Here is a 22,584-nt window from a genome sequence, read left to right as displayed (position 1 = left end):
GCGGCAGGCGAACCTGTGGATTCGTTGACAGGCGGGCGCACTTAGTACCCTGGAGGCATGCCAGAGAACGTCACGGCACCGGCTGGTGCGCCCGAAGAGATCCCAGAACATCTCGACCCCGAACAGCAGCGCATCCGCAAGGCCAAGCGCGCCCGGCTGCTCGAGTCCGGTCAGCAGGCGTACCCGGTCACCGTCAACCGCACCCACACGCTCGCTGAGGTGCGCGCTGCCCATCCGAATCTCGAACCCGGTGAGGAGACCGAGGACGTCGTCGGCGTGGCCGGCCGCGTCGTGTTCGTGCGCAACACCGGCAAGCTGTGCTTCGTCACGCTGCAGTCCGGCGACGGCACCCGCCTGCAGGGGATGCTCTCGCAGAAGGTCGTCGGCGCCGAGCGGCTCGAAGACTGGAAGTCCGACGTCGATCTGGGCGACCACGTGTTCCTGCACGGCAACGTCATCAAGTCCAAGCGCGGCGAGCTCTCCGTCATGGTCGACGAGTGGGCGATCGCAGCCAAGGCGCTGCGCCCGCTGCCGGCCCTGCACACCGAGCTGACCGACGAGACCCGGATCCGCCAGCGCTACCTCGACCTCATCACCCGCGAGCAGGCGCGCTCGACCGTGCAGACCCGGGCGAAGATCGTCAAGTCGCTGCGCTCGACCTTCGACGACGCCGGCTTCACCGAGGTCGAGACGCCGATGCTGCAGACGCTGCACGGGGGAGCGGCGGCCCGGCCGTTCCGCACGCACATGAACGCCTACGACATCGACCTGTTCCTGCGCATCGCCCCGGAGCTGTACCTCAAGCGCGCTGTCGTCGGCGGGCTGGAGAACGTCTTCGAGATCAACCGCAATTTCCGGAATGAGGGTGCTGATTCCACGCATTCCCCGGAATTCGCAATGCTGGAGGCATATCAGGCATACGGCGATTACCATTCGATCGCCAAGCTCACCCAGGAGCTCATTCAGAATGCCGCCAAGGATGCCGTGGGATCGCTCACCGTCACCTTGTCCGACGGCACCGAATACGACTTCGGCGGTGACTGGGCTGTCGTGAGCATGTACGAATCGCTGTCCGAGGAAGCCGGGCGCGATGTGACTCCGGACACAAGCATTGAAGAGCTCTCTGCTATTGCCGATGAGCACAATGTCGATCTCGAAGGCGTATTCCGCTCACACGGCAAATACGTCGAAGAGCTGTGGGAGCACTTCTATTCCGACCGTCTGTGGGCACCGACGTTCGTCGTCGATTTCCCCGTCGACACCTCACCGCTGGTCCGCGCCCACCGGGACAAGCCCGGCGTGGTGGAGAAATGGGATCTCTATGTGCGCGGCTTCGAACTGGCCACCGGCTATTCCGAGCTCGTCGACCCGGTCGTGCAGCGCGAGCGCTTCGAAGCCCAGGCCAAGGATGCCGCGCGCGGCGACGACGAGGCGATGCGCCTGGACGAGGACTTTCTCATGGCGATGGAATACGGCATGCCGCCCAGCGGCGGAATGGGCATGGGAATCGACCGCCTCATCATGGCGCTCACCGGCCTGGGAATCCGCGAGACCATTCTCTTCCCATTCATCAAGCCGATTGAGAATTGAACCCAGCCGGGCAGATGAAAGACCAATGCACATTGAGTCAGGCGACCGGGAGCTGAACGATATTCGTGTGATTCACACCCCGACATTGTCGATAAAGATATGCACAAGAGCCGTTAAGGGTTAGGATCAGTTGTGGAATACATCAAAGTCCTTCTGCCATCGCTGTGTGTGGCGCTGCTGTTCTGGTACGTTATTCGTGCCATCATCCGCGCCGACAGCATCGAACGGCGGGAAATGGACCGGTATTACGCCGATCTAGAAGATTCGGAGAAACAGGGCGAGAACCGCCCGGGCGATTCCGCTGCTGCAGCGCCGAACACGGTGACAGAAACAGAACCTGAACCTGAATCCGGCTCCGTGACCCGGGATGCAGAGGACACCTCGCCTCATTGATCAGCATCGACGAAAGGCTCTTATGGCACGCGAAATGAAGCTTGTGCTCACCGACGACTTCGACGGCACGGACGCAGCCGAGACGGTGTCGTTCTCCATCGACCAGGGACACTACGAGATCGAGCTCTCAAGCGAGAACGCAGCCAAGCTGCGTGAGGCCCTCGCACCGTTCATCGAGCGCGCCCGCCGGGTCGCCAACCCGGCACGCGGCACCCGCGGCGGCAGCGGACGCAGCCGCCGCTCGGCCGGCTCGCGCTCGGACACCGCCCAGATCCGCAAGTGGGCTCAGGACAAGGGCTACGAGGTCTCCGACCGAGGCCGGATCCCCAGCGAGATCATCGAGGCCTACGACAACGCCCACTGACCCCAGGCCAGCGGCACCTTCTGTGCCGGCCTGAGCACCGCCTCGGGAACGGAGCCTGACGTACGCGGGCCCAGCCACTCCGGCTGGGCCCGCTGCGGTGTTCTCAGGGCAGATTCCCAGCCGATCCGCACTGAATTTCGCCATGAGCCGAATGGCGTTCGGCTGACGGCGAAACGGCAATAAATCCGGCGCCGCCTTGGTTAGAGTCAGAGGAATCGACAGACCGAGGAGGGCAAATGTTTGAGCGGTTTACGGATCGTGCCCGTCGCGTAGTGGTGCTTGCGCAGGAAGAGGCAAAGATCCTCAAGCACAACTACATCGGCACGGAGCACATCCTGCTCGGCCTCATCCACGAGGGTGAGGGCATCGCAGCAAAGGCTCTGGAAGGTATGGGCATCTCACTCGAGCAGGTGCGCGACCAGGTCACCGAGATCATCGGCCAGGGCCAGCAGGCTCCCAGCGGCCACATCCCCTTTACCCCACGGGCCAAGAAGGTCCTGGAGCTCAGCCTGCGCGAGGCGCTGCAGCTGGGCCACACGTACATCGGCACCGAGCACATCCTGCTCGGCCTCATCCGCGAAGGCGAAGGCGTCGCCGCCCAGGTGCTCGTCAAGCTCGGCGCGGACCTGGCGCGCGTACGCCAGGAAGTCATCAAGCTCATCTCCGGCTATCAGGGCAAGGAGCCCGTCGGCGCGACCAGCGGCGGCCGTGAAGAGGGAACCCCCTCCGGCTCGCTCGTGCTCGACCAGTTCGGCCGGAACCTCACCGCTGCCGCCCGCGAGGGCAAGCTCGACCCGGTCATCGGCCGCACCGAGCAGATGCAGCGCGTCATGCAGGTGCTCTCGCGCCGCACGAAGAACAACCCCGTCCTCATCGGCGAGCCCGGCGTCGGCAAGACCGCCGTCGTCGAGGGCCTGGCCCAGGCGATCGTGCGCGGCGACGTGCCCGAGATCCTCGAGGACAAGCAGCTCTACACGCTCGACCTCGGCTCGCTCGTCGCCGGCTCCCGCTACCGCGGTGACTTCGAGGAACGGCTGAAGAAGGTGCTCAAGGAGATCCGCACCCGCGGCGACATCATCCTGTTCATCGACGAGATCCACACGCTCGTCGGCGCTGGCGCTGCCGAGGGCGCGATCGACGCCGCCTCGATCCTCAAGCCGATGCTCGCCCGCGGTGAGCTGCAGACGATCGGCGCGACGACCCTTGATGAGTACCGCAAGAACATCGAGAAGGACGCGGCCCTCGAACGCCGCTTCCAGCCGATCCAGGTGCCGGAGCCGACCCTGTCGGATGCGATCAAGATCCTCAAGGGACTGCGCGATCGCTACGAGTCGCACCACAAGGTCACGATCACCGATGCCGCACTGGCTTCGGCGGTCAACCTCTCCGACCGCTACGTCAACGACCGGTTCCTGCCGGACAAGGCGATCGACCTCATCGACGAGGCCGGAGCGAAGCTGCGCATCTCGCGGCTCTCCGCCCCGCCGGAGCTCAAGGAGCTCGACGAGAAGATCGCTGAGGCCCGCCAGCGCAAGGAAGCTGCGATCGACAAGCAGAACTTCGAGCTGGCCGCCGATGAGCGCAACACCGAGATGCAGCTGCAGGCCGAGAAGGACAAGGCTGAGAAGGAGTGGCGTTCGGGCAAGAAGGACCAGTCGGCGATCGTCGACGAGGAGCTCATCGCCGATGTGCTCGCCTCGGCGACCGGCATTCCGATCTTCAAGCTCACCGAGGAGGAGTCCTCGCGTCTGCTGCGGATGGAAGACGAGCTGCACAAGCGCATCATCGGACAGAACGATGCCATCAAGTCGGTCTCGCGTGCGATCCGCCGCACCCGTGCCGGCCTGAAGGACCCGAAGCGCCCGTCCGGTTCGTTCATCTTCGCCGGCCCGACCGGCGTCGGCAAGACCGAGCTGGCCAAGGCGCTGGCGGAGTTCCTGTTCGGCGACGAGTCCGCGCTCATCTCACTTGACATGAGTGAGTTCTCTGAGAAGCACACCGTCTCGCGGCTGTTCGGTTCGCCTCCGGGCTACGTCGGCTACGAAGAGGGCGGCCAGCTGACCGAGAAGGTCCGCCGCAAGCCGTTCTCCGTGGTGCTCTTCGACGAGGTCGAGAAGGCGCACAGCGACATCTTCAACTCGCTGCTGCAGATCCTCGAAGACGGCCGCCTGACCGACTCGCAGGGTCGTGAGGTCGACTTCAAGAACACGATCATCATCATGACGACGAACCTCGGCACCCGCGACATCGCCAAGGGCCAGCAGATGGGCTTCCAGGTCGAGGGCGACACGACGACGAACTACGAGCGCATGAAGCAGCGCGTGAACGAAGAGCTCAAGCAGCACTTCCGCCCGGAGTTCCTCAACCGTGTCGATGACACGATCGTGTTCCCGCAGCTGAAGAAGGAGGAGATCGTCCGCATCGTCGATCTGTTCCTCGCACGCCTCGACGAGCGGATGGCCGACCAGGGCATGCGCATCGAGCTGACCCAGAAGGCCAAGGACACGCTCGCCGACCGCGGCTACGACCCGGTGCTCGGTGCGCGCCCGCTGCGCCGCACCATCCAGCAGGAGATCGAGGATCAGCTCTCCGAGCGGATCCTGTTCGACGAGCTGCGCTCGGGTCAGACGGTCTACGTCGACGTCGAAGGCGAGGGCACCGATGCGGTGTTCACCTTCCGCGGCGTCGAAGAGGACCGCGCCCCGGTCAAGGTCGGTGCGGATTCGGCCGAGGACGAGGAGGGCACGGGAGCCATTCCCGAGGCGGACACCGCCAATGCCGCTGCCGCCCGGTCCGATGACACGCCCGGTGACGGCGGCCAGGCGCACGCCGAATCGGCAGGCACCCAGGAGCTGTAAGCCTGAGCAGTGAGAAGGGGCCGGTGGGGTTCATCCCCGCCGGCCCCTTTCGCGTGCCCGCTCAGCTGTCGTCCGTGTCGATCCTGAGGGTGACATCGCCGTTCTCATCGAGCATGGCGGTGCCCTCTGGCCTGATGTACAGCTCTTGTTCGAAGCGCTCGGGAGCATCGCCGAACCGGCTGCGCAGGCCGCTGATCTGTGCCGTGCCGGAACGCTCCCCGCTCAACCGCCAGCCGTCCTCGGCCGACTCACCGCGGAGCTCGGAGGCCGCTCGCAGACCGACGGTCGGATACTCCTTGACGGACCACCTGAGATCGGAGAGATCGTAGCGCTCAGCGTCCGGCCATGTCAGCGGGCACCCGGCCGGATTGGCCTCATCCTTCCGCGCGCAGTCGTCGATGATCGCGCGCACCTCAGCGTTGACCGCCTCGGTGAACCGCTCGGTCGGCTCCGCGATGAGAGAGTAGGAGTCCTGCGGCTCACTGGCGGTGGGGAAGGCCGAGTAGACACGGACCTCCTTGGCGGTGACGAACTCGTCGTCCTCCGGGACTCCGACGGTGTAGATCCCCGGGAACGCCGGCAGCGAGATCTGCTGCCGAAACGCCGACACCGTCACCCCGTTGATCGCGGCTTCGGACAGATGCGGCGTGTCGATGACGAGCCGCTCCAGCTCCGGCGCTTCGAGCCTCCAGTCGCTGAAGAACAGTCCCTTCGGCCCCGCCCTGTGCAGCGTGAACTCAGTCGTGCGCAATCCGACACCGAGGCGGTAGTCAGCGGTGACGACGGCAGTGTCACCCCTGGTCTCGGTGCCGGTGATCTCGACCTGCTCGATCCGGTCAGCGCCCGCGAGCACCTCGTCGGTCAGCAGCGTGGACTCCCCGGCGGGAATGTCGTGCTCGGCCATCGCCAGGGCCCCGGCTGCGTCTCCGGCAGCGAGCTTCGAGAGATAGTCACGCACCGTGCCGGCAGGGCTGCTCTCACGGCTGAGCCCCGTGAACCACGTGATGCCGGCGATGAGCGCCACGACCACAACCCCGGCCACGCCGATCACCAGCAGCGCGCGCCGGCGGCGGGAGGTCGGCTGGCGTGCCACCTCAGTATCCGCTGTTCTCCTCGACGCTGATGACGACCTTGCCGTCGACGATCTCGGCGGTGCCGGAGACGTCGAAGCTCACGGTGTTGTCATAGCTCTCCGAATCCCCGAACAGGCTGTACGTGCCGGTGATGAGCGCAGAGCCGGTGGACTCGGAGGTGATGCGCCACTTTGAGCCGTCGTTCGGCTCGGAGTCGCCGTAGCCGTATCCGTAGCTGCCGCTGTCGCTCAACGAGATGTCCGGGTACTCCTCGATCGACCACTTGACGTTCGTGACGTCGGAGTAGCTTGCCGACCGCGAGCCGAACGGGCAGCCGGCCGGTTCGGTCTCGGCCTTGCCTGCGCACGAGTCGAGCAGACTGCGCACTTGCTTGTTCACCTCATCGGTGAACGCCTGCGTCGGCGTGGCCTGCAGCACCGGCAGCTCCCCGCCGGCTTCCTCTGCGGAGGTGCCTTCGAAGAACGCCCGCGTCTGCACCTCGTCGGCCTCCAGATAGTCCGAGGAGTCGGCGAGGCTGACGGTGTAGAGCGCCGGGAAGGCCGGCAGGCTGAGCATCCCGTCGGTTGTCGGGACGGTCACGCCGTTGACGTTGACCTGGCTGAGGTTCGGGGTCTCGACGACGACCTGGCCCAGACCCGGGGAGGCCAGCCGCCAGTCGTTGAAGAAGATTCCGCGCTTGCCGACCTTGCGCACGTCCATCGTGACGTCGCTCTTCGAGCCGCCGAGGTCGAACTCGGCGGTGACGACGGCGGTGTCGCCGTCGACCTCGGTGTCGGTGATCGAGATGCTGTCCGGACGGGCTGCGGCGTTGCCGAGCACCTCGTTCGTCAGCAGTGTCCGCTCCTCGACCGGCACATCGACATCGGCCAGCGCGAGTGCCCCCTCGGCGTCACCGCTGGAGAGCTTCGACAGGTAGGAGCGCACGACCCCGTCGGGGCCGTAGAACCGCGAGTTGATCTGCCCGACGGCGATGATGCTGGCGACCAGTGCGAGCACGAGCGCCCCGGCGGCAATGCCCCAGATCTTGGCCTTGCGCCGGTCGATCGGCTGCGGTGGGCCCATCGGCGCGGCCGCGTATCCCGGCGGTGGCGGCGGGGTGGCCTGCACCGGTTCCGAGGCGGTGTAGGGTGCCGCTGCTGCGGCCGGTGCCGAGGTGGCCGGTGGGGTGCTCGGCGGAGGCGGCGTCGCTGATCCGCCTGGGGGTGCGACCGGGGGAGGAGGGGTCTTCATGTCCGGGTGGCGCAGCGCACCGCGCGGTTCGCTGATGCCCAGCGGCTGACCCCAGTACGGGTGGACGGCGCGCCCGCCGAGCCACGCGGCCAGCTGCGGCATCGTCAGCACGATGCGGGGTGCGATCGTGATCGCGAGGACCTCGATGAGCAGGCCCCAGAGGGCGAAGATGAGGAACGTCCACGGCAGCAGGCCGACACTGAGATTCAGCATCGCCGGGATGTCGCTGCCGAGCAGGTCAGCGCCCTGTCCGCTGGCCCGGCCGCTGACCTTGACCGGCAGCAGTACGACCGAGAGCAGTCCCCACAGCAGGCCGAAGGTCACCGGCAGCTGCCAGATCGAGGTCCACGGACTGGAGACGCCGGGCTGGTGGGCCCAGCTCGGCCGGCGTGTGACGGCTGCGGCGATCGCGGCGATGAAGGCGGCCAGCAGCACGGCGAGGAGGCCGAGCCACAGGGTGCCCGGGATCGTGTCGCTGAACATCGTCACCGCTGTCGAGCCGCCCTCGTGGCTGTCTCCGGCCAGTGCGCGGCCGCTGGCGGACAGGCCGCCGAAGTGGGTCAGCGCTGCCATCATGAGTGCGGCGGTGCCGGCGAGCAGCGGCACGAAGCTGCCGTGGACGTCGAAGTGCAGCGGCAGGACGAAGAAGCTAACGATGAGGAAGATCGCGCCGACGATGACGAGATGCAGCAGCGCGGTGCGCGCAGGGGCAGCGGCGTAGCGCAGCCACGGGAGGCCCGCGGCATCGCAGCCGCGGTAGTGGCCGAGGATCCGGCCGATGGTCGTGGCGATGAGGATGAAGATGAGGGGGAGGAAGAACGTCCGCGGGGTCACGGCGGAGAATTCGAGGGAGGCTGAGAAGTAGTCCTCGGTGATGTTCGAACGCGAGGCGAAGATGAGCTGGAGCAGGAACAGCACGGTGGTCAGCGACAGGGTCGTCAGGCCGATGCGGATCCAGAATGCCGCGACGGTGCGCGAGGGGTGGCGCCGTTCGCTCAGCATCGACCACCACACGAGAGCGGTGGTGAACACGGCAGTGATGAGCAGGGGAGCTCCGGCGAAGTGCACTGCCGCTGAGGCGCTCAGCTCGTCGAAGGCCTGACCGCTGAAGCGCAGTGCGGCCGACCCGCCGAGGGCGAGGGCGAAGAGGATGAAGGGCAGAGTGAAGCCGAGGGAACCGGTCGGCATGCCGTCAGCAGCGTCGGTGATGGCGTCGTTGATGGTGGAGACGACGATGAGGGAGATGATGAGCGAGGCGATGAAGCCGGCGGCCAGCCCGATGGCAGCGGTCACGAGGCCTTCGCGGATCGTCAACCCGTCGATGGGGCTCTGGCGGGCCGGCCACGGGCCGGTGGGATAGCTGTAGGTCCCCTGCTGCGGCTGCGAGCCCAGGTAGGATCCGGCGGGCTGACTGTAGGCCTGCTGCTGTCCGTCGGCCTGCTGGTGATAGACCGGCTGCGGTCCGGCGGCCGGCTGCGGCCCAGAAGTCGACCGAGGCGGTATGGAAGGCGGCGACGGGATGCCCTGCCGACCGGGATTCGCGCCGGGCGGGTTCGCAGGTGGCTGTTCCGGTGGCGGCTGGTCGGTCATGACGGCTCCTTGGCTCAGTCGCCTTCGCTGGGGAGGGGCGAAGCTTCTGCGACGTCGATTCAGTTCTCGTTTCCCACTGATGGCCCAGCGACGCTGACGAGGATGAGCGGATCACAAGGCTCCTCGGTGCCCACCATAACAAGAACCTGAACGTACTGTGTATGGTTCATAAGAGAACAGTCAGTCCATGGGTGAGGTGCCGCCGAGGACAGGAGACAGAGCCATGAGTGTTCCGCCCCAGGGAGATCCGCAGCACAACGGCTGGAACCAGCCGCAGAGCCACTGGCCAGCGCCGCAGCAGCCCCAGCAGCCGCAGTGCCACTGGCCGACGCCCCAGCAGCAGCCCCCCGGCCAGCCCTACACTGCCGGCCCACAGCCCCCGCAGCAGCGCCGCAAGCGCGGTCCATGGCCGGTGATCCTCGGCATCCTGCTCGTACTGGCACTCGGCGGCGGCCTCGGCTGGGGAGCCATTCAGCTGTTCGACTCCGACGACGACTCCGATGCCACCGCAGCCCCGAGTGCGCCGCCGTCTGCCGCCCCCACCGAGGATCCGACCGGCGGGGAGACCAGCGATGAGGGCGACGACCCCACCGCCGAGGCGAGCGACGGCGCCCTGCCCGACGACCCAGCCGAGGCGCTCAGACAGCGCATCGACACCGACGCCTCGGAGGTGGCCGCCGACATCGAGGGCAGCTGGGTGCCGCAGCTGAGCTCGAAGAAGGTCGGCCTCGAAGCCGAGGGCCGGACGTGGGACGAGCAGGCGATCCTCGATGAGCACGAGCGGCTGCGTGAGGAGCATCCGCGCGTCAAGCTGCTGTGGTCCGGGGACTACGCGAGCTTCAAGAGCAAGGACTTCTACGTCACGATCGTCGGCATCACCTTCGACGATCCTGACCAGGCGCTCGCCTGGTGCGGTTCGCACGGCCTCGATGCCGACTCCTGCTACGCGAAGAAGATCAGCACCACCGGCGGCCACGACGGCACGACAAAGACGCGCTGATGACCACCCGCAGCCAGGACACCGCGGCGATCGCACGCGCCACCGGCCGTCAAGACACGGCGTGAGCACGTGCGCAGTCCGCTGGCTGGCAGTGAGCGGGCAGTGACCGGTGCCGGGACTACCATGACGACATGAGTGCCGACCCGACCAGCCAGCAGATTCCCGCGAACGAGCCTCCCGCCAGTGAGTCGACCGCCTCGGCGCCAGCTTGGGCCGAACGCGACTTCGCTCACCGTGCGCTGCCCGGCGGGCTCGTCATGCGCCGGGCGCGCACGAGTGACGTACACGCGATCCGCGGGCTCGTCCAGCCGCTGGTCGATGAGCGGATCCTCGTGGCCAAGGAAGCTGTCAACTACTTCGAGGGTCTGCATGAGTTCCGGCTTGTGACCGACCCGCGCGCCGCCGGTGGAGAGCGGGTCGTCGGCTGTGCGGCGCTGCACGTGCTGTGGGAGGACCTCGCCGAGGCACGCACCGTGGCGGCCGACCCGGACTACCGGGGGCGGGGGATCGGACGGATGCTCATGGAGCAGCTGCTGGCCGATGCGCAGGCGATCGGGGTGCGGCGGGTGTTCTGCCTGACGTTCGAGACCCGGTTCTTCGCCTCGCTCGGTTTCGAGGAGATCACCGGCACCCCGGTCTCACCGGAGGTCTACGTCGAGCTGCTGCACAGCCATGACGAGAACACCGCCGAGTTCCTCGATCTCGCCCGCGTCAAGCCGAACACCCTGGGCAACTCGCGGATGATGAAGCACCTCTGAGCCGCCGGTGCCAGGGCCCCGGGGCCCTGCGGCTTCAGTGCGGCAGGTGCAGCCCGGCTCGGCTCTCGGCGGCCAGCCCGTCGGCGATGAGTGCGTCGATGAGCCGGCCGATCCGCTGCCCATCGCCGAGCTCGCGCACCCGCAGGATCGCCGTCTCCGCCGCCTCGTGCGCGGCGCCCTGCGCATCGAACGTGCCATCGGGCCCGCCGTCGAATTCCGTCGCCGAGGCGGTGAGCAGGTCGCGGGCGACCGGCGCCTCGGCGGCCTTGAGGACGGCCATGATCGCCCCGCGCAGCTGCCGGTCCGTGCCGTGCCACGCCTGGGTTTTGGGTTTCCGGGCCGGGTCGTCGCCGGCGGGGCGGCCGGCGGCCAGCCAGCGGCACTGCTCGGCCAGCGGGCAGACCTCACACGCCGGGTTGCGGGAGGTGCACACGAGCGCGCCGAGCTCCATGACCCCGGCGTTCCATGCTACGTGGCGGGCGTCCGGTCCGTCGGCGGGCACGAACTGGGCGGCCCAGGCGGTCTCGGACTTGGTCAGCGCGCCCTTGGGGTGGGCGTGGCCGTCGAAGACGCGGGCGAGCACGCGGCGGATGTTGACGTCGAGGACGGTGGTGCGCCGCCCGCAGGCGAACGAGGCGACTGCGGCGGCGGTGTAGGCGCCGATGCCGGGGAGTGCGCGCAGCGTCTCCTCATCACACGGCACCCGGTCGCCGTGCTCGGCGGCGATGACGGCCGCGCACTCCTTCAGGCGCAGGGCCCGGCGCGGGTAGCCGAGCGAATCCCAGGCGCGCAGCACCTCGGCGGTGGGCGCGGCAGCGAGGTCGGACGGGGCCGGCCAGCGGGCCATCCAGTCCCGCCACCGGGGCACGACGCGGGCAACCGGGGTCTGCTGGGACATGATCTCGGAGACGAGCACCGCCCACGCCGAGGTGCCCTGCGCCCGCCACGGCAGGTCGCGGGCGTGGGCGTCGAACCAGGTGAGGACCGCCTCGTGCGCGGCGGCGAGGTCGGTTTCGGCAGGTGTCCGGTGTGTCATCGTCGTCGCTTACAGCTGCAGCCCGTAGGCTTCAGGTGATGTCTCCTTCTGCGCGTGGTCAGGGTTCCCAGCGGCGCCGGCCGGGTTCGGCTCGCGGCGCGCGCCCGGCAGCCCGCTCGACGGCTGGCTCCGGTGGCGGCGGCCCGCGCCGCCCCGACCCTGCAGTCTATCGCCGCCGGCGCATCGTCGTCGGCGTGCTCGCCCTCATCGTCGTCTGCCTGCTCGTGCTCGGCATCGTGCTCATGGTCAAGGCGATCCAGAAGGTGCGCCAGGACTCCCGCGATCAGGCCGCAGCCGAGGCGGCGGCCGCCCAGTCGCCGGAACCGACCCTCCCAGCCCCGACCGGGGACGAGGCCTCGGGCGCCTGCCCGGCCGATGCCGTGGAGATCATCGCCGGGACCGATGAGGGATCCTACGCGCCCGGCGCCTCGGCGACCCTGGAGCTGACGGTGAAGAACAACCACGACGTCGCCTGTGCGATCTCGGTGGGCCCGGAGCATCAGGTCTTCGAGATCCGCCAGGACGGCAAGACGCAGTGGTCGACGGAGTACTGCACGCCGGGTGGCGACGAGGCGGATGAGGACGTGCGCGTCTTCGCCCCGGGCACCGAGCGCAAGTCGACGCTCAAGTGGCAGATGATCCCAACCGACAAGAACTGCAACCGCACCGGTGACTCGTTCAAGGCAGGCGAGTACGAACTGGTGACGAAGCTCGGTGAGGTGGAGAGCAAACCCGCGCGGTTCACCGTCGAGGAGTCGTCGCCGGAGCCGACCGAGAAGCCCGAAGACGAAGGCTGATTGCAGTGCTGAGGTGCGGCCTGACGTCGCAGGCTGACGGACGTGCAGGAGGCTGCGTCAGTTCTCGTGGACTTCCTCTTCGATGCGGTTGAGGCCCTCGCGCACGATCCGTGCACGGTGCTCGCCGACGCCCTCGACGGACTTGAGCTCTGAGAGCTCGGCTGCCAGCAGCTCGGTGAAGCGGCCGAAGTGCTCGGCAAGCCGGTCGACGACCATCGGCGGGACGCGGCGGATCGTCGAGAGCAGCCGGTAGCCCAGCGGGTAGACGTAGCGGTCGAGGGATTCGCTGGCGGCTGAGGAGCCGATGGTGCGGGCGACGATGTCGATGTCGATGAGGTCGTGGCCGGGCAGCGCGGCGAGGTTGTGCAGGACATTGTCGATCGAGTCGTGCTCGGGGATCGCGTCGATGTAGTCGCGCAGCAGGTGATACTGGCTGTCGCTGCGGGGCCCGACGAGCTCATCGTGCTGCAGGGTGATGAGGCGGGCGTCGTCGCCGAGTTCGAGGATGTAGGTCTGGATCTCCTTCGAGATCCGGCGCACCATCTCCTGGCGCTGTAGAACGACGAGCATATCGGCCAGGGTGGCCCGGTCGACGATCTCCAGGTACGTCAGCGTTGCGGTGACCTCGTCGAGGCGGTGCTTGTAGCGCTCCAGGGTGTCGAGGGCCTGGTTGGCGCGGGCGAGGATCCTGTCGGAGGTCTCGAGCACGTGCCGGATGCTGTGCACGTAGACCTGGATGATCTGCATCGACTGGCTGACGGAGATGACGGGGAATCCGGTCTGCTTGGCCACGCGCTCAGCGGTGCGGTGGCGGGTGCCGGATTCCTGTGTGTCGATCGAGGGATCGGGCAGCAGCTGCACGCCTGCGGTGTGGATGTGGGAGGCGTCGCGGCTGAGCACGATGGCGCCGTCGAGCTTGGCGAGCTCGCGCAGGCGGGTGGCGGAGAATTCGATGTCGATGTTGAACCCGCCGGTGGAGATCGAGTCGACGACCTTCGATGAGCCGAGCACGATGAGCGCACCTGTGCGGCCGCGCAGCACTCGTTCGAGGCCGTCGCGCAGCTCAGTGCCCGGAGCGACTGCTGCGAGAGTGGAGAGGACGAGATCGTAGCTGGTCTGGTCGACCTCGCGCTGAGCGTCAAGGAAAAGGGGATTTCTCGCCGCGCGCACCTATGCTCTCCGATCAATGTCTACGGTCCTCTCAGTAGGCTAGCGAACCGTGTGGCACCCCGGCGGGGAATACTGTTGCGAATGAGCAACAGTTGTGTTGCCGATCTGCCGCAATCCTCGGGGCAAGGGGTGTTGTTGTGTGGTCAGCGCGTCGTGTTGTTGAGTTCGAGGCCCATGGCAGCTTCGACGGCCTGCCGGATGCTGTCGCATTCGCTCACATCCATCCCGCGCGGGACGGTGACTTTGTTGAGCCCGCCGGCGGCGACGATCGCATGGCTGACGCCCTGCCGGTATGCCTCTTCCAGCCGCTGTTCGATGCCGGGGACATTGCGGATCTCACCGGACAGGCTGATCTCCCCGATGGCGATGACGCGGTTCTCTAGCGGCCGGAACTGCCAAGCGGACTCCAGCGCGAGTGCCAGCGCCAGGTCGGCCGCCGGCTCGATGACTTTGGCACCGCCGACAGTAGAGGCGTAGACATCGCATTCGGCGAAGCTGTGCAGCATCGGCTCGCTGTTGAGCACTGCGAGCGTCATCGCGAGCCGGTTGGCATCGAGCCCGCTGACCGTGCGCCGCGGCGCCCCCTTCGTCTGCTTGTCGACAAGCGTCTGGATCTCAACGAGCAGATGGCGCTTGCCCTCCCGCACGACCGTCAGGCACGAGCCCGGCGCATGCCCGCTGCCGCGTGAGAGGAACAGACCGGTGGGGTCGGGCACCGACTGGATGCCGAGCTCGGTCATGTCGAAGCACCCGACCTCATCGGTGGGCCCGTAGCGGTTCTTCACCGCGCGCAGCAGCCGTAGGCGCGAGTGCTTATCGCCTTCGAACTCGCACACAACATCGACGAGGTGTTCCAGCAGCCGCGGGCCGGCGACGGTGCCGTCCTTGGTGATGTGCCCGACGAGCACGGTCGGCACGTCGAGCGACTTTGCTGCGCGGATGATCGCCGCCGCCACCTCGCGCACCTGCGTCACGCCGCCGGGCACGCCCTGCACCTCGGCGGAGGCCAGCGTCTGCACCGAGTCGATGATGAGCAGCTCCGGCTGGATCTCGACGATCATGCCGAGCACGGTCGCGAGATCGGATTCTGCGGCCAGCAGGAGGTCGGGATGCATGGCGCCGATGCGCTCAGCGCGAAGCCGCACCTGACCGGCCGATTCCTCACCGGTGATGTAGAGGGCGCGGCGCCCCTCTCCCGACTCGCGCGAGGCCCGCCCGGCCACGTCGAGGAGAAGAGTGGACTTGCCGACGCCCGGCTCGCCGGCGAGCAGGATGACCGCACCGGGGACGACGCCGCCGCCGAGGACCCGGTCCAGTTCGGAGACCCCCGTGCGGAATGCGCGGGTGCGAGTGCCGTCGACTTCGGTGATCGGCTTGGCGAGCTTGCTCGCCGGCACTTCCTTGGCCTGCGTCTTGATCGCTGTTGCGCCGCCGGCAGCTTCCGACTGCTCGAGAGTTCCCCACTCGCCGCAGCGAGAGCATCTGCCCAGCCACTTGATGCTGCTGTAGCCGCATTCCGTACAGGTGTATGACATGTGCTCAAGTCTGGCATGCGCCACGGACATCGCAGCCTCCGCTGTGGATAACCGCTGGTCAGGAAGCGATGTCAGTGCCCTCGCCTAGTGTGGGAAGCAGATCGGAAGCCGGTTGTTTCCGGCCGTCGACAACAGGGGAAATACACCTAGACATCACACATAAGCACGATTATAATCGAACTAAAGAGGTGCTCTTCACCTCTTGATCGTCCACGAGGAGGTGGCGGCAATGAGAACTCGGACTCCTGATCCTGAGGAAACAGTGCCATTGATCGAGGCCGCCCTCCGTTCGCACATCAGCCGCCCGCGGTACAGAGGAGTTCTGCCCGGCCGGGCTGCCACGGGGCGCAGAAGTCACGGCGAGGCCGTGCGCGGAGACCTCGATGACCGGCTCAACCGGCTGCACGCCAGCCGCGTCGCCCAAGGACTGCTCAAAGTGCACGAGTTCGAGGACGTGCTCGCGAGCTACAGTGCGCGCCTGGACCGTGAGCCTGAGTACCGCGAGCTCGCCGCCACCGTAGACACGTGGATCAAGTACCGGCCAGCGCGATTCCGGCACGTGCCACCGGCTTCTACGTCCTCAGAGACGATCGAGTGGACGGTCCCCTGCACCGAAGAACAGCTCATGGAGTTTATGCGAGGCCACCAGGGGATGGAAGATGCAGACGTCGAGACCTTGAAGTCAGGCAACGAGGCGATGGATCACGTCACCTTCGTCATCGATCCCTCCGCAATGCATCGCATCGAGGCGGACCTCAGCTGGGATCGCGGACTGCCCGACCTCAGCGATACCGACAGCATCCACAGCACGCTGATCCACCAGAACCTCGACATCCGCCCCCGCCGCAAAGGCAAGCTGCGACCGCGTACGATCATCGGCCACAGCGCCCACGGACGCTTCTCACGCCTCGGCGCTGTCAGTGCGGATGACCGCACGCGCGGCAAGAAGAAGGCGAAGAGCCAGTTCCGCCCGATCGCCGACGGGGTCAAAGCGCAGATCGCAGAGAGCATGGCCGCCGCACTCGCCCAGGTTGAGGACACCTTCACAAGTGAGCTGCTCCTCGGCCTCACCGAAGTGTATGACTGCACCACGCAGTCGGCCGTGACCAAGGTCAAGCGCGCGGCACGCGCCATCCTCGGCACACCCCGGTTGCTGTCGATGGTGCGCGCAGGTGAGCTCTCCTTCGATCGTCTGGAATATGCAGTGCGTGCTGCAGGCAAGCTGCCGGCGCGCAAGATGCCTATCTTCGACGACAAGATCTCCCAATGCCGGGCGACGAAGATGGTCTACTTCCGCCGCGCAGTCAACGAGCTGATCGCCGCGCTCATGACCGATGATGAGCGCAACGAGGAAGCCTTCTCCAGACGCCGCGTCGTCACACACCACAACGCCAACGGCACCAGCGAGATGACGCTCATCGGCCCCACACACTCTCTCGTGCTCCTGGAAGCGCGTCTCGCAGGCATGGCCAAAGCGATCCGGCGCGGCCAGCTCTCAGTCTTCGGCGAAGAACTGCCAGAAGGGCACGTCTCGGTCGAGGAGCGCACACTCGAGCAGCTAAAATTCGACCTGCTGGCCGGCGCGATTCTCGCCACCGAGTCCGAATGCGCCCCGGCTGACGAAGCAGGCGCGGAGTCCATCCCCGGTGTCGAATCAGACCGCACGCGCGTGCGCTTCACCTGCCCAACCGACACCGAATGGCTGCGCCGCCAGGCGCGCGTGAACATGACCGTGCCGATGATGACGCTGCTGAACGAGGACGCCGATATCCCCGGCACGCTCAACGGCATCCCCATCAATCCCGAGGCCGCACGCCACATCGTCGGGTCCGGGCCGAAGACCGTCTATCGCATCCTCACCGACCCTGAAACCGGAAAGGTGCGCGACGCGCAGGCGCAGACCTACACCATTCCCGAGGCGATGCGCATCGCTTTGGTGGAGAAGTGGCAGTACTGCACCGCGCCAGGTTGCCACCAACCAGCGCGCAAGGCTGAACTCGATCACCAGCGGCCTTTCGACCACAGGCACCCGGCAGCCGGTGGGCTCACGACGATGAAGAACCTGCACCCGCTGTGCAAGATGCACCACCAGCTCAAGACACAGGGCGTGCTGCGCCTCTCATCCTGCGGAAACACCGAGATGATCTGCTGGGAGATGGAGGGCCGCACATGCAATCCGGTGACCATTCCCGAAAGCCTGCTCGGAGTCCTCAACGCTGAGCACTTCGCCGCTATGGCTGAAGGGCGGCTGCCCAATCCCAGCCCGGAACCGGTTCTGCGAATACCGGATCGCTCCGGCGGAGACGATGACCCAGACGATTCCGCCGGATCAACCACCGCGCGGACATACCGACCTGCTGATTCCACACCAGCAGCTGATCCAGCGTGCCCACCGCGTCAGAAGCGGCAGGAGAAGTCGGAAAGTCCGGACGATGCAGCGTCTGCCCCGCAGACTAAGCCAGGTTCCGAACAGAAACCCCAGCCGCGGAACGTCGTCGACTACCTCAAGGGTGAACCGACCGGCGGCTGGGAGAACTCGATTGACCCACCGCCGTTCTGATCGATTCCCACCACCCGGATACGTCCATCGCCCCGGTCCGAACTCAATGCTCGAACCGGGGCGATGACAGCGGTGATCAGCCCACCTGCAGCTGAAGCTAGCCGCTGATCAGGTCAGCTCCAGATCAGAGGAACTTCACTCCCTGGGCCAGCGGCAGCTCACCTGAGTAGTTGACGGTGTTCGTCGCTTGGCGCATGTACGCCTGCCATGAATCCGCGCCGGACTCGCGTCCGCCACCGGTCTCCTTCGTGCCACCGAAAGCACCGCCGATCTCAGCACCGGAGGTGCCGATGTTGACGTTGGCGATGCCGGTGTCCGAACCGGCGAGGAAGCGCTCGGCCTCAGCCTGATCCTGCGTGAAGATCGCTGACGACAGGCCCTGCGGCACAGCGTTGTTCAGCTCGATCGCATCGTCGAGATCCGTGTACTCCATGACGTAGAGGATCGGTGCGAACGTCTCCGCCTCCACGATCTCCGTCTGACCAGGCATCTTCACGACCGCCGGCTCGACGTAGTACGCATCCGGCGCGTCATCGGCGAGCACGCGGCCGCCGCCGCACAGCACCTCGCCGCCCTGAGCCTTCGCGGCCTCAAGCGCCGACTGCATGTCATCGAAGGCCTTCTTGCCGATGAGCGGCCCGACGAGCACACCATTCTCCGTCGGCGCACCGATGCTGAGCGTGCCGTAGGCGTTGACGATCTTCCCGACGAGCTCGTCGACGATATCGGCGTGCACGATGAGGCGGCGCAGCGTCGTGCAGCGCTGACCGGCCGTACCGGCGGCAGCGAAAACCGCACCGCGCAGCGACAGATCCATGTCCGCGCTCGGGGCGACGATCGCAGCATTGTTGCCGCCGAGCTCCAGCAGCAGACGGCCGAAGCGCTGCTGCACCTTCGGGCCGACAGCCCGGCCCATCGGCACCGAACCGGTCGCCGAGAGCAGCGCGACGCGCTCATCCTCGACGAGCACCTCGCCCACAGACCGATCGCCGACGAGCAGCAGATTGAGGTTCTCTGGTGCGCCCTCTTCCTTCGCGGCCTGCGCCAGCAGCGCATTCGCGCCCAGGGCCGACAGCGTCGATGCCTCCGAGGGCTTCCAGATCACCGTGTCACCGCAGGCGATCGCCAGCGCGGTGTTCCACGCATACGGGGCAACCGGGAAGTTGAACGCCGTGATGATGCCGACGACACCGAGCGGATGCCAGGTCTCCATGAGCCGGTGACCCGGACGCTCACTCGGCATCGTCTTGCCGTACATCTGCCGCGACTGGCCGACGGCCAGCTCGCAGATGTCGATCATCTCCTGCACCTCGCCGGCCGCCTCGGACGGGGTCTTGCCGGCCTCGACGGTGACGAGCTTGGCCAGCTCGTCCTTGTGCTCTTCGAGCAGGCGGCCCCAGCGCTGCACCACCTTGCCGCGCACGGGAGCCGGCACGTCCTTCCACTGGCGGAACGCCTGCTGGGACTTGGCCACCGCCTCGGCGGCGGATTCCGGGGTGTCGACGGCGATGTGGCCGAGGATCTGGCCGGTGATGGGGGAGGGCAGCGGCATCGACTGCGCCGACTGCTCGGTCAGCAGCGAATCGAAGTCGATGCCGCAGGCTGCCAGTCCTTCGCGGGTGAGCTGGATGATGGCGTCCTGGCTGGGAAAGGTCATGGATGCTCCTTCTCTTGTGGGGGTGTCTTCAGTGTGTCGCAGATCGCTGGCTTATACGACGTTCATCTCGACGCGCAGCTCCTCGCGGTCGAACCGCTCGACGCTCAGGCCGCTGACGTCGACGAACGGTTCGCGGCCGAGGTAGAGGTCGCGCACGACCTCGCCGACGGCCGGGCCCTGCAGGAACCCGTGGCCGGAGAACCCGGTCGCGTAGATGAATCCGGGCAGCTGGGCGGCGGTGCCGATGAGCGCGTTGTGATCGGGGGTGCACTCGTACAGGCCGGCCCAGCCCTTGCCGATTCCGACGTCGCCGAGGGCCGGCGCGCGGTGCTCGATGAGCTCGGCGAGCCGGTCGAGCCAGGCGGGGTCGGTGTGCAGATTGAAGTCGCGGACGTCCTCGACCTCCGGGGCGCCCATGAGCAGTCCGCGGCACTCGGAGTGGAAGTAGAACGAGGTGGTGAAGTCGATGGTGAACGGCAGCTTCGTCGCATCGAAGTCGACCGGCTCGGTCACCGCGACGTGCCGGCGCAGCGGGGTGACCGGCAGGTCGACGCCGGCCATCTCGCCGATCCGCTGCGACCACGCACCGGCCGCGCACACCACGCGCGAGGTGGCGATCTCGCCCTTCGACGTCGTCACCCCGTGGATCTCGTCGCCGGTGGTGACGATGTCGGTGACCTCGCAGTTCTGCACGAACGTCACCCCGCGCTTGCGCGCCGCGCACGCGAACCCGCTGACCGCCGCCTCGGGCGTGCAGTGGGCGTCCTCGGGGTTGAAGGCGGCTGCCACCAGGCCCGAGGTGGAGATCACCGGGGAGAGCTCGTGGGCTTCGGAGACGGTGAGCATCCGCGAGGACTGGCCGAGGGAGCGCTGCAGCTCGACGTTGCGCTCGAACGCTGCAGCATCAGCGTCGTTGTCGAGCAGGAACAGGTAGCCGCTGGTGACGAGATCGAGGTCGGTGTCGAAGTCGGTCTCGAACCGGCGAAATGTCTCCAGGCTGCGGGCGCCGAGCATGATGTTGGTCTCGTCGGAGAACTGCGTGCGCAGGCCGCCGGCGGCTTTGCACGTCGATCCGGAGCCGAGCTGGTCGCGTTCGATGACGACGATGTCCTCGACACCGGCCTCGGCCAGGTAGTACGCGGCTGCCACGCCCATGATGCCGCCGCCGATGATGACGATCGAGGCGCTCGGGGGCAGGGGAACAGTCATGGTGAACCTCCTCCTCTTCAGGCCGGCGCGGCCTGCCGGGACCGTGTGGGTCCGCCAGTCTGCGCCGGGAGCACAGGCCCGACGACTGTGTCGGGTCTCACAACTGCGTGTGCTGTCATCTTCCGCCAGCCAACCGGCTCCAGGCAACGTCCTGACAGCGATGAACTGTGAATGCAGCGTTTAGTATTACTGAAAGGCGGCCGGTGCGGCCGATGGAGAATGTGGCAGAACGGGGGAGTGCCGATGGCGATGAACTGGACGCTCGTGCAGCTGCGCGCCTTCGTCGCCGTCGCCGAGCTCGGCACCATGAGCGCGGCCGCCCGCGCGCTCGGCTACACGCCCGGGGCGGTGAGCCAGCACATGGCGACCCTGCGCCGGGTCATCGGCGCCGATCTGCTCGTCGCCGCCGGTCGCGGCTTCACCCTCACCGAGGCCGGCCGCACCCTGCTCGAGCGTGCGCGGGCGGTCATCGCCGCTGAGGAGCAGGCCGCCGAGGCGGTGCGCGGTCAGGACTTCGGTCGCGTCGGCGCGGTGACCCTGGGGGTGTTCGGCTCGGCTTCGGTCGTCGCCTTCGCCGCCGCGGCCAGCCGGTTGACCGGCTCGGGCGTGCAGGCCCGTGAGATCGATGTCGAGCACATGCCCGAGGCGGTGCTCGCCGGCCGCATCGACGTCGGCATCGGCATCGATTATCCGGCCGCTCCGATTGCCCCGCAGCGCGGGTTGCGGGTCAAGCGCGTGCACAGCGAGGAGTTCTCCGTCGTCGCCCCTGCCGGGCAGGCGCCGTCGCATGAGGAGCTTGCCGGTGGCACGTGGATTCTGCCGCCGAGCCGGTCGCTGCAGGGCCGGGCGGTCCGCTTCGCGATCGCAGGCCTCGGGTTCGCCGCCCGCGAGACCCACATCATCACCGACACCTCCGTGGCCCTGGCGATGGTGCACTCAGGGCTCGGCTACACGCTCGGCACCCCGGTCATGATGGCGCTCGCCCCGGGCGGGCTGCAGCTGGTCGACGGCACCGAGGCGGGCGGCCGGCACATCGTCGTCATCAGCCGGGAGGAGCAGGCCGACCGGCCCGACATCACCGCCGTCACCGATGTGCTCACCGAGGTCTTCGCCTCGGGCGCGGGGATACGATGAGCCCATGAGCTACCAGCACCAGTGGGCGCAGATGATCGCCAAGGATCCCGAGCACTCGCACCGCTACGCCGAGCGCTGGCGCAGCCTCGCTGCCGCCGGCCACGACCTCGACGGCGAGGCCCGGCTCATCGACGCGATGGCCGAACGCGGAAGCCGCATCCTCGACGCCGGCTGCGGCACCGGCCGAGTCGGAGCATACCTGGCTGAGCGCGGGCACAGCATCGTCGGCATCGACCTCGACGAGGTGCTCATCAGCGAGGCGCGCGAGACCTGCCCGGCAGGCGAATGGCACGTCGGCGACCTCGCCGAGACCGGCCCCGAGCAGCTCGGCGACGGCTTCGACATCGCCGCCAGCGCCGGCAACGTCATGACCTTCCTCGACCCCGCCTCCCGCTCAGCCGTCATCGCGAACCTCGCCTCCGTGCTCGCCCCCGGCGGGCGGCTCATCACCGGCTTCGGCGCCGGCCGCGGCTACGACTTCGACGAATACGCCGACGACCTCACCCAGGCCGGCCTGCGCATCGAGCACCGCTTCGCGACCTGGACGCTGCAGCCGTTCGCAGCCGACAGCGACTTCCTCGTCTGCGTCTCCGTCCGGGCCTGAACACG

Annotated in this window: 17 protein-coding genes; 10 read left to right on the top strand and 7 right to left on the bottom strand. The window is 67.4% G+C overall.

The features are described 5' to 3' along the window. Nucleotides 1–57 precede the first annotated feature (57 nt). From lysS to M3C25_RS00490, 4 genes are all read left to right on the top strand, one after another. The gene (lysS, locus tag M3C25_RS00505; RefSeq protein WP_259854524.1) at nucleotides 58–1,590 is read left to right on the top strand and encodes a lysine--tRNA ligase; all 1,533 of its coding nucleotides are present in this window, start codon (nucleotides 58–60) and stop codon (nucleotides 1,588–1,590) included. A 132-nt stretch (nucleotides 1,591–1,722) separates the two neighbouring features. Continuing rightward, on the top strand, nucleotides 1,723–1,983 hold the full coding sequence (locus M3C25_RS00500) for a hypothetical protein (RefSeq protein ID WP_102161302.1): 261 nt from the start codon (nucleotides 1,723–1,725) through the stop codon (nucleotides 1,981–1,983). A 22-nt stretch (nucleotides 1,984–2,005) separates the two neighbouring features. After that, nucleotides 2,006–2,347: a histone-like nucleoid-structuring protein Lsr2 gene (locus tag M3C25_RS00495; protein WP_102161304.1), complete on the top strand. Its 342-nt coding sequence runs from the start codon at nucleotides 2,006–2,008 to the stop codon at nucleotides 2,345–2,347. A gap of 236 nt (nucleotides 2,348–2,583) precedes the next feature. Next, complete coding sequence (locus M3C25_RS00490; protein WP_259854521.1) at nucleotides 2,584–5,205, top strand: ATP-dependent Clp protease ATP-binding subunit; 2,622 nt, start codon at nucleotides 2,584–2,586, stop codon at nucleotides 5,203–5,205. A gap of 61 nt (nucleotides 5,206–5,266) precedes the next feature. On the opposite strand, the gene M3C25_RS00485 is transcribed toward M3C25_RS00490, so the two are convergent. Together M3C25_RS00485 and M3C25_RS00480 are read right to left on the bottom strand one after the other, a co-directional pair. Further along, nucleotides 5,267–6,298 (bottom strand): hypothetical protein, encoded by a 1,032-nt coding sequence (locus M3C25_RS00485; protein WP_259854519.1) that lies wholly within the window; start codon nucleotides 6,296–6,298, stop codon nucleotides 5,267–5,269. A gap of 1 nt (nucleotide 6,299) precedes the next feature. Continuing rightward, nucleotides 6,300–9,119 (bottom strand): hypothetical protein, encoded by a 2,820-nt coding sequence (locus tag M3C25_RS00480; protein ID WP_259854517.1) that lies wholly within the window; start codon nucleotides 9,117–9,119, stop codon nucleotides 6,300–6,302. A gap of 223 nt (nucleotides 9,120–9,342) precedes the next feature. Between M3C25_RS00480 and M3C25_RS00475 the strand changes: the two genes are divergently transcribed. After that, nucleotides 9,343–10,119, top strand: coding sequence for a hypothetical protein (locus tag M3C25_RS00475; protein WP_257995050.1), 777 nt, complete (start codon nucleotides 9,343–9,345; stop codon nucleotides 10,117–10,119). Between the two features lie 257 nt (nucleotides 10,120–10,376). Continuing rightward, nucleotides 10,377–10,877 (top strand): amino-acid N-acetyltransferase, encoded by a 501-nt coding sequence (locus M3C25_RS00470; protein ID WP_257995082.1) that lies wholly within the window; start codon nucleotides 10,377–10,379, stop codon nucleotides 10,875–10,877. Between the two features lie 34 nt (nucleotides 10,878–10,911). Here M3C25_RS00470 and M3C25_RS00465 read toward each other — a convergent pair whose 3' ends face one another. Beyond that, a complete protein-coding gene (locus M3C25_RS00465; protein ID WP_259854515.1) occupies nucleotides 10,912–11,913 on the bottom strand; it encodes an iron-sulfur binding domain-containing protein in 1,002 nt (333 codons plus the stop codon). Between the two features lie 38 nt (nucleotides 11,914–11,951). Here M3C25_RS00465 and M3C25_RS00460 point away from each other — a divergent pair, with 38 nt between their 5' ends. Further along, nucleotides 11,952–12,710 (top strand): hypothetical protein, encoded by a 759-nt coding sequence (locus M3C25_RS00460; protein ID WP_259854513.1) that lies wholly within the window; start codon nucleotides 11,952–11,954, stop codon nucleotides 12,708–12,710. 57 nt (nucleotides 12,711–12,767) lie between these two features. Here M3C25_RS00460 and disA read toward each other — a convergent pair whose 3' ends face one another. Together disA and radA are read right to left on the bottom strand one after the other, a co-directional pair. After that, nucleotides 12,768–13,880, bottom strand: coding sequence for a DNA integrity scanning diadenylate cyclase DisA (gene disA / locus M3C25_RS00455; RefSeq protein WP_259793665.1), 1,113 nt, complete (start codon nucleotides 13,878–13,880; stop codon nucleotides 12,768–12,770). 143 nt (nucleotides 13,881–14,023) lie between these two features. Then, nucleotides 14,024–15,415: a DNA repair protein RadA gene (radA, locus tag M3C25_RS00450; protein ID WP_259854512.1), complete on the bottom strand. Its 1,392-nt coding sequence runs from the start codon at nucleotides 15,413–15,415 to the stop codon at nucleotides 14,024–14,026. A gap of 367 nt (nucleotides 15,416–15,782) precedes the next feature. Here radA and M3C25_RS00445 point away from each other — a divergent pair, with 367 nt between their 5' ends. After that, nucleotides 15,783–17,975 (top strand): HNH endonuclease signature motif containing protein, encoded by a 2,193-nt coding sequence (locus M3C25_RS00445; RefSeq protein WP_259854508.1) that lies wholly within the window; start codon nucleotides 15,783–15,785, stop codon nucleotides 17,973–17,975. A gap of 124 nt (nucleotides 17,976–18,099) precedes the next feature. On the opposite strand, the gene amaB is transcribed toward M3C25_RS00445, so the two are convergent. Further along, nucleotides 18,100–19,632: an L-piperidine-6-carboxylate dehydrogenase gene (amaB, locus tag M3C25_RS00440; protein ID WP_259854505.1), complete on the bottom strand. Its 1,533-nt coding sequence runs from the start codon at nucleotides 19,630–19,632 to the stop codon at nucleotides 18,100–18,102. A gap of 51 nt (nucleotides 19,633–19,683) precedes the next feature. Further along, a complete protein-coding gene (locus tag M3C25_RS00435) occupies nucleotides 19,684–20,841 on the bottom strand; it encodes an NAD(P)/FAD-dependent oxidoreductase (RefSeq protein ID WP_259854504.1) in 1,158 nt (385 codons plus the stop codon). Between the two features lie 243 nt (nucleotides 20,842–21,084). Here M3C25_RS00435 and M3C25_RS00430 point away from each other — a divergent pair, with 243 nt between their 5' ends. Continuing rightward, the gene (locus tag M3C25_RS00430) at nucleotides 21,085–21,975 is read left to right on the top strand and encodes a LysR family transcriptional regulator (protein ID WP_239557130.1); all 891 of its coding nucleotides are present in this window, start codon (nucleotides 21,085–21,087) and stop codon (nucleotides 21,973–21,975) included. Between the two features lie 4 nt (nucleotides 21,976–21,979). Then, a complete protein-coding gene (locus tag M3C25_RS00425) occupies nucleotides 21,980–22,579 on the top strand; it encodes a class I SAM-dependent DNA methyltransferase (protein WP_170273221.1) in 600 nt (199 codons plus the stop codon). Nucleotides 22,580–22,584: the final 5 nt, after the last annotated feature.

The sequence above is a fragment of the Brevibacterium luteolum genome (assembly GCF_025147615.1).
In the GTDB taxonomy this organism is placed as follows: domain Bacteria; phylum Actinomycetota; class Actinomycetes; order Actinomycetales; family Brevibacteriaceae; genus Brevibacterium; species Brevibacterium luteolum.
Note: the sequence above shows the minus strand (reverse complement) of the source record. Positions and strands in the feature narration are given on the sequence as shown.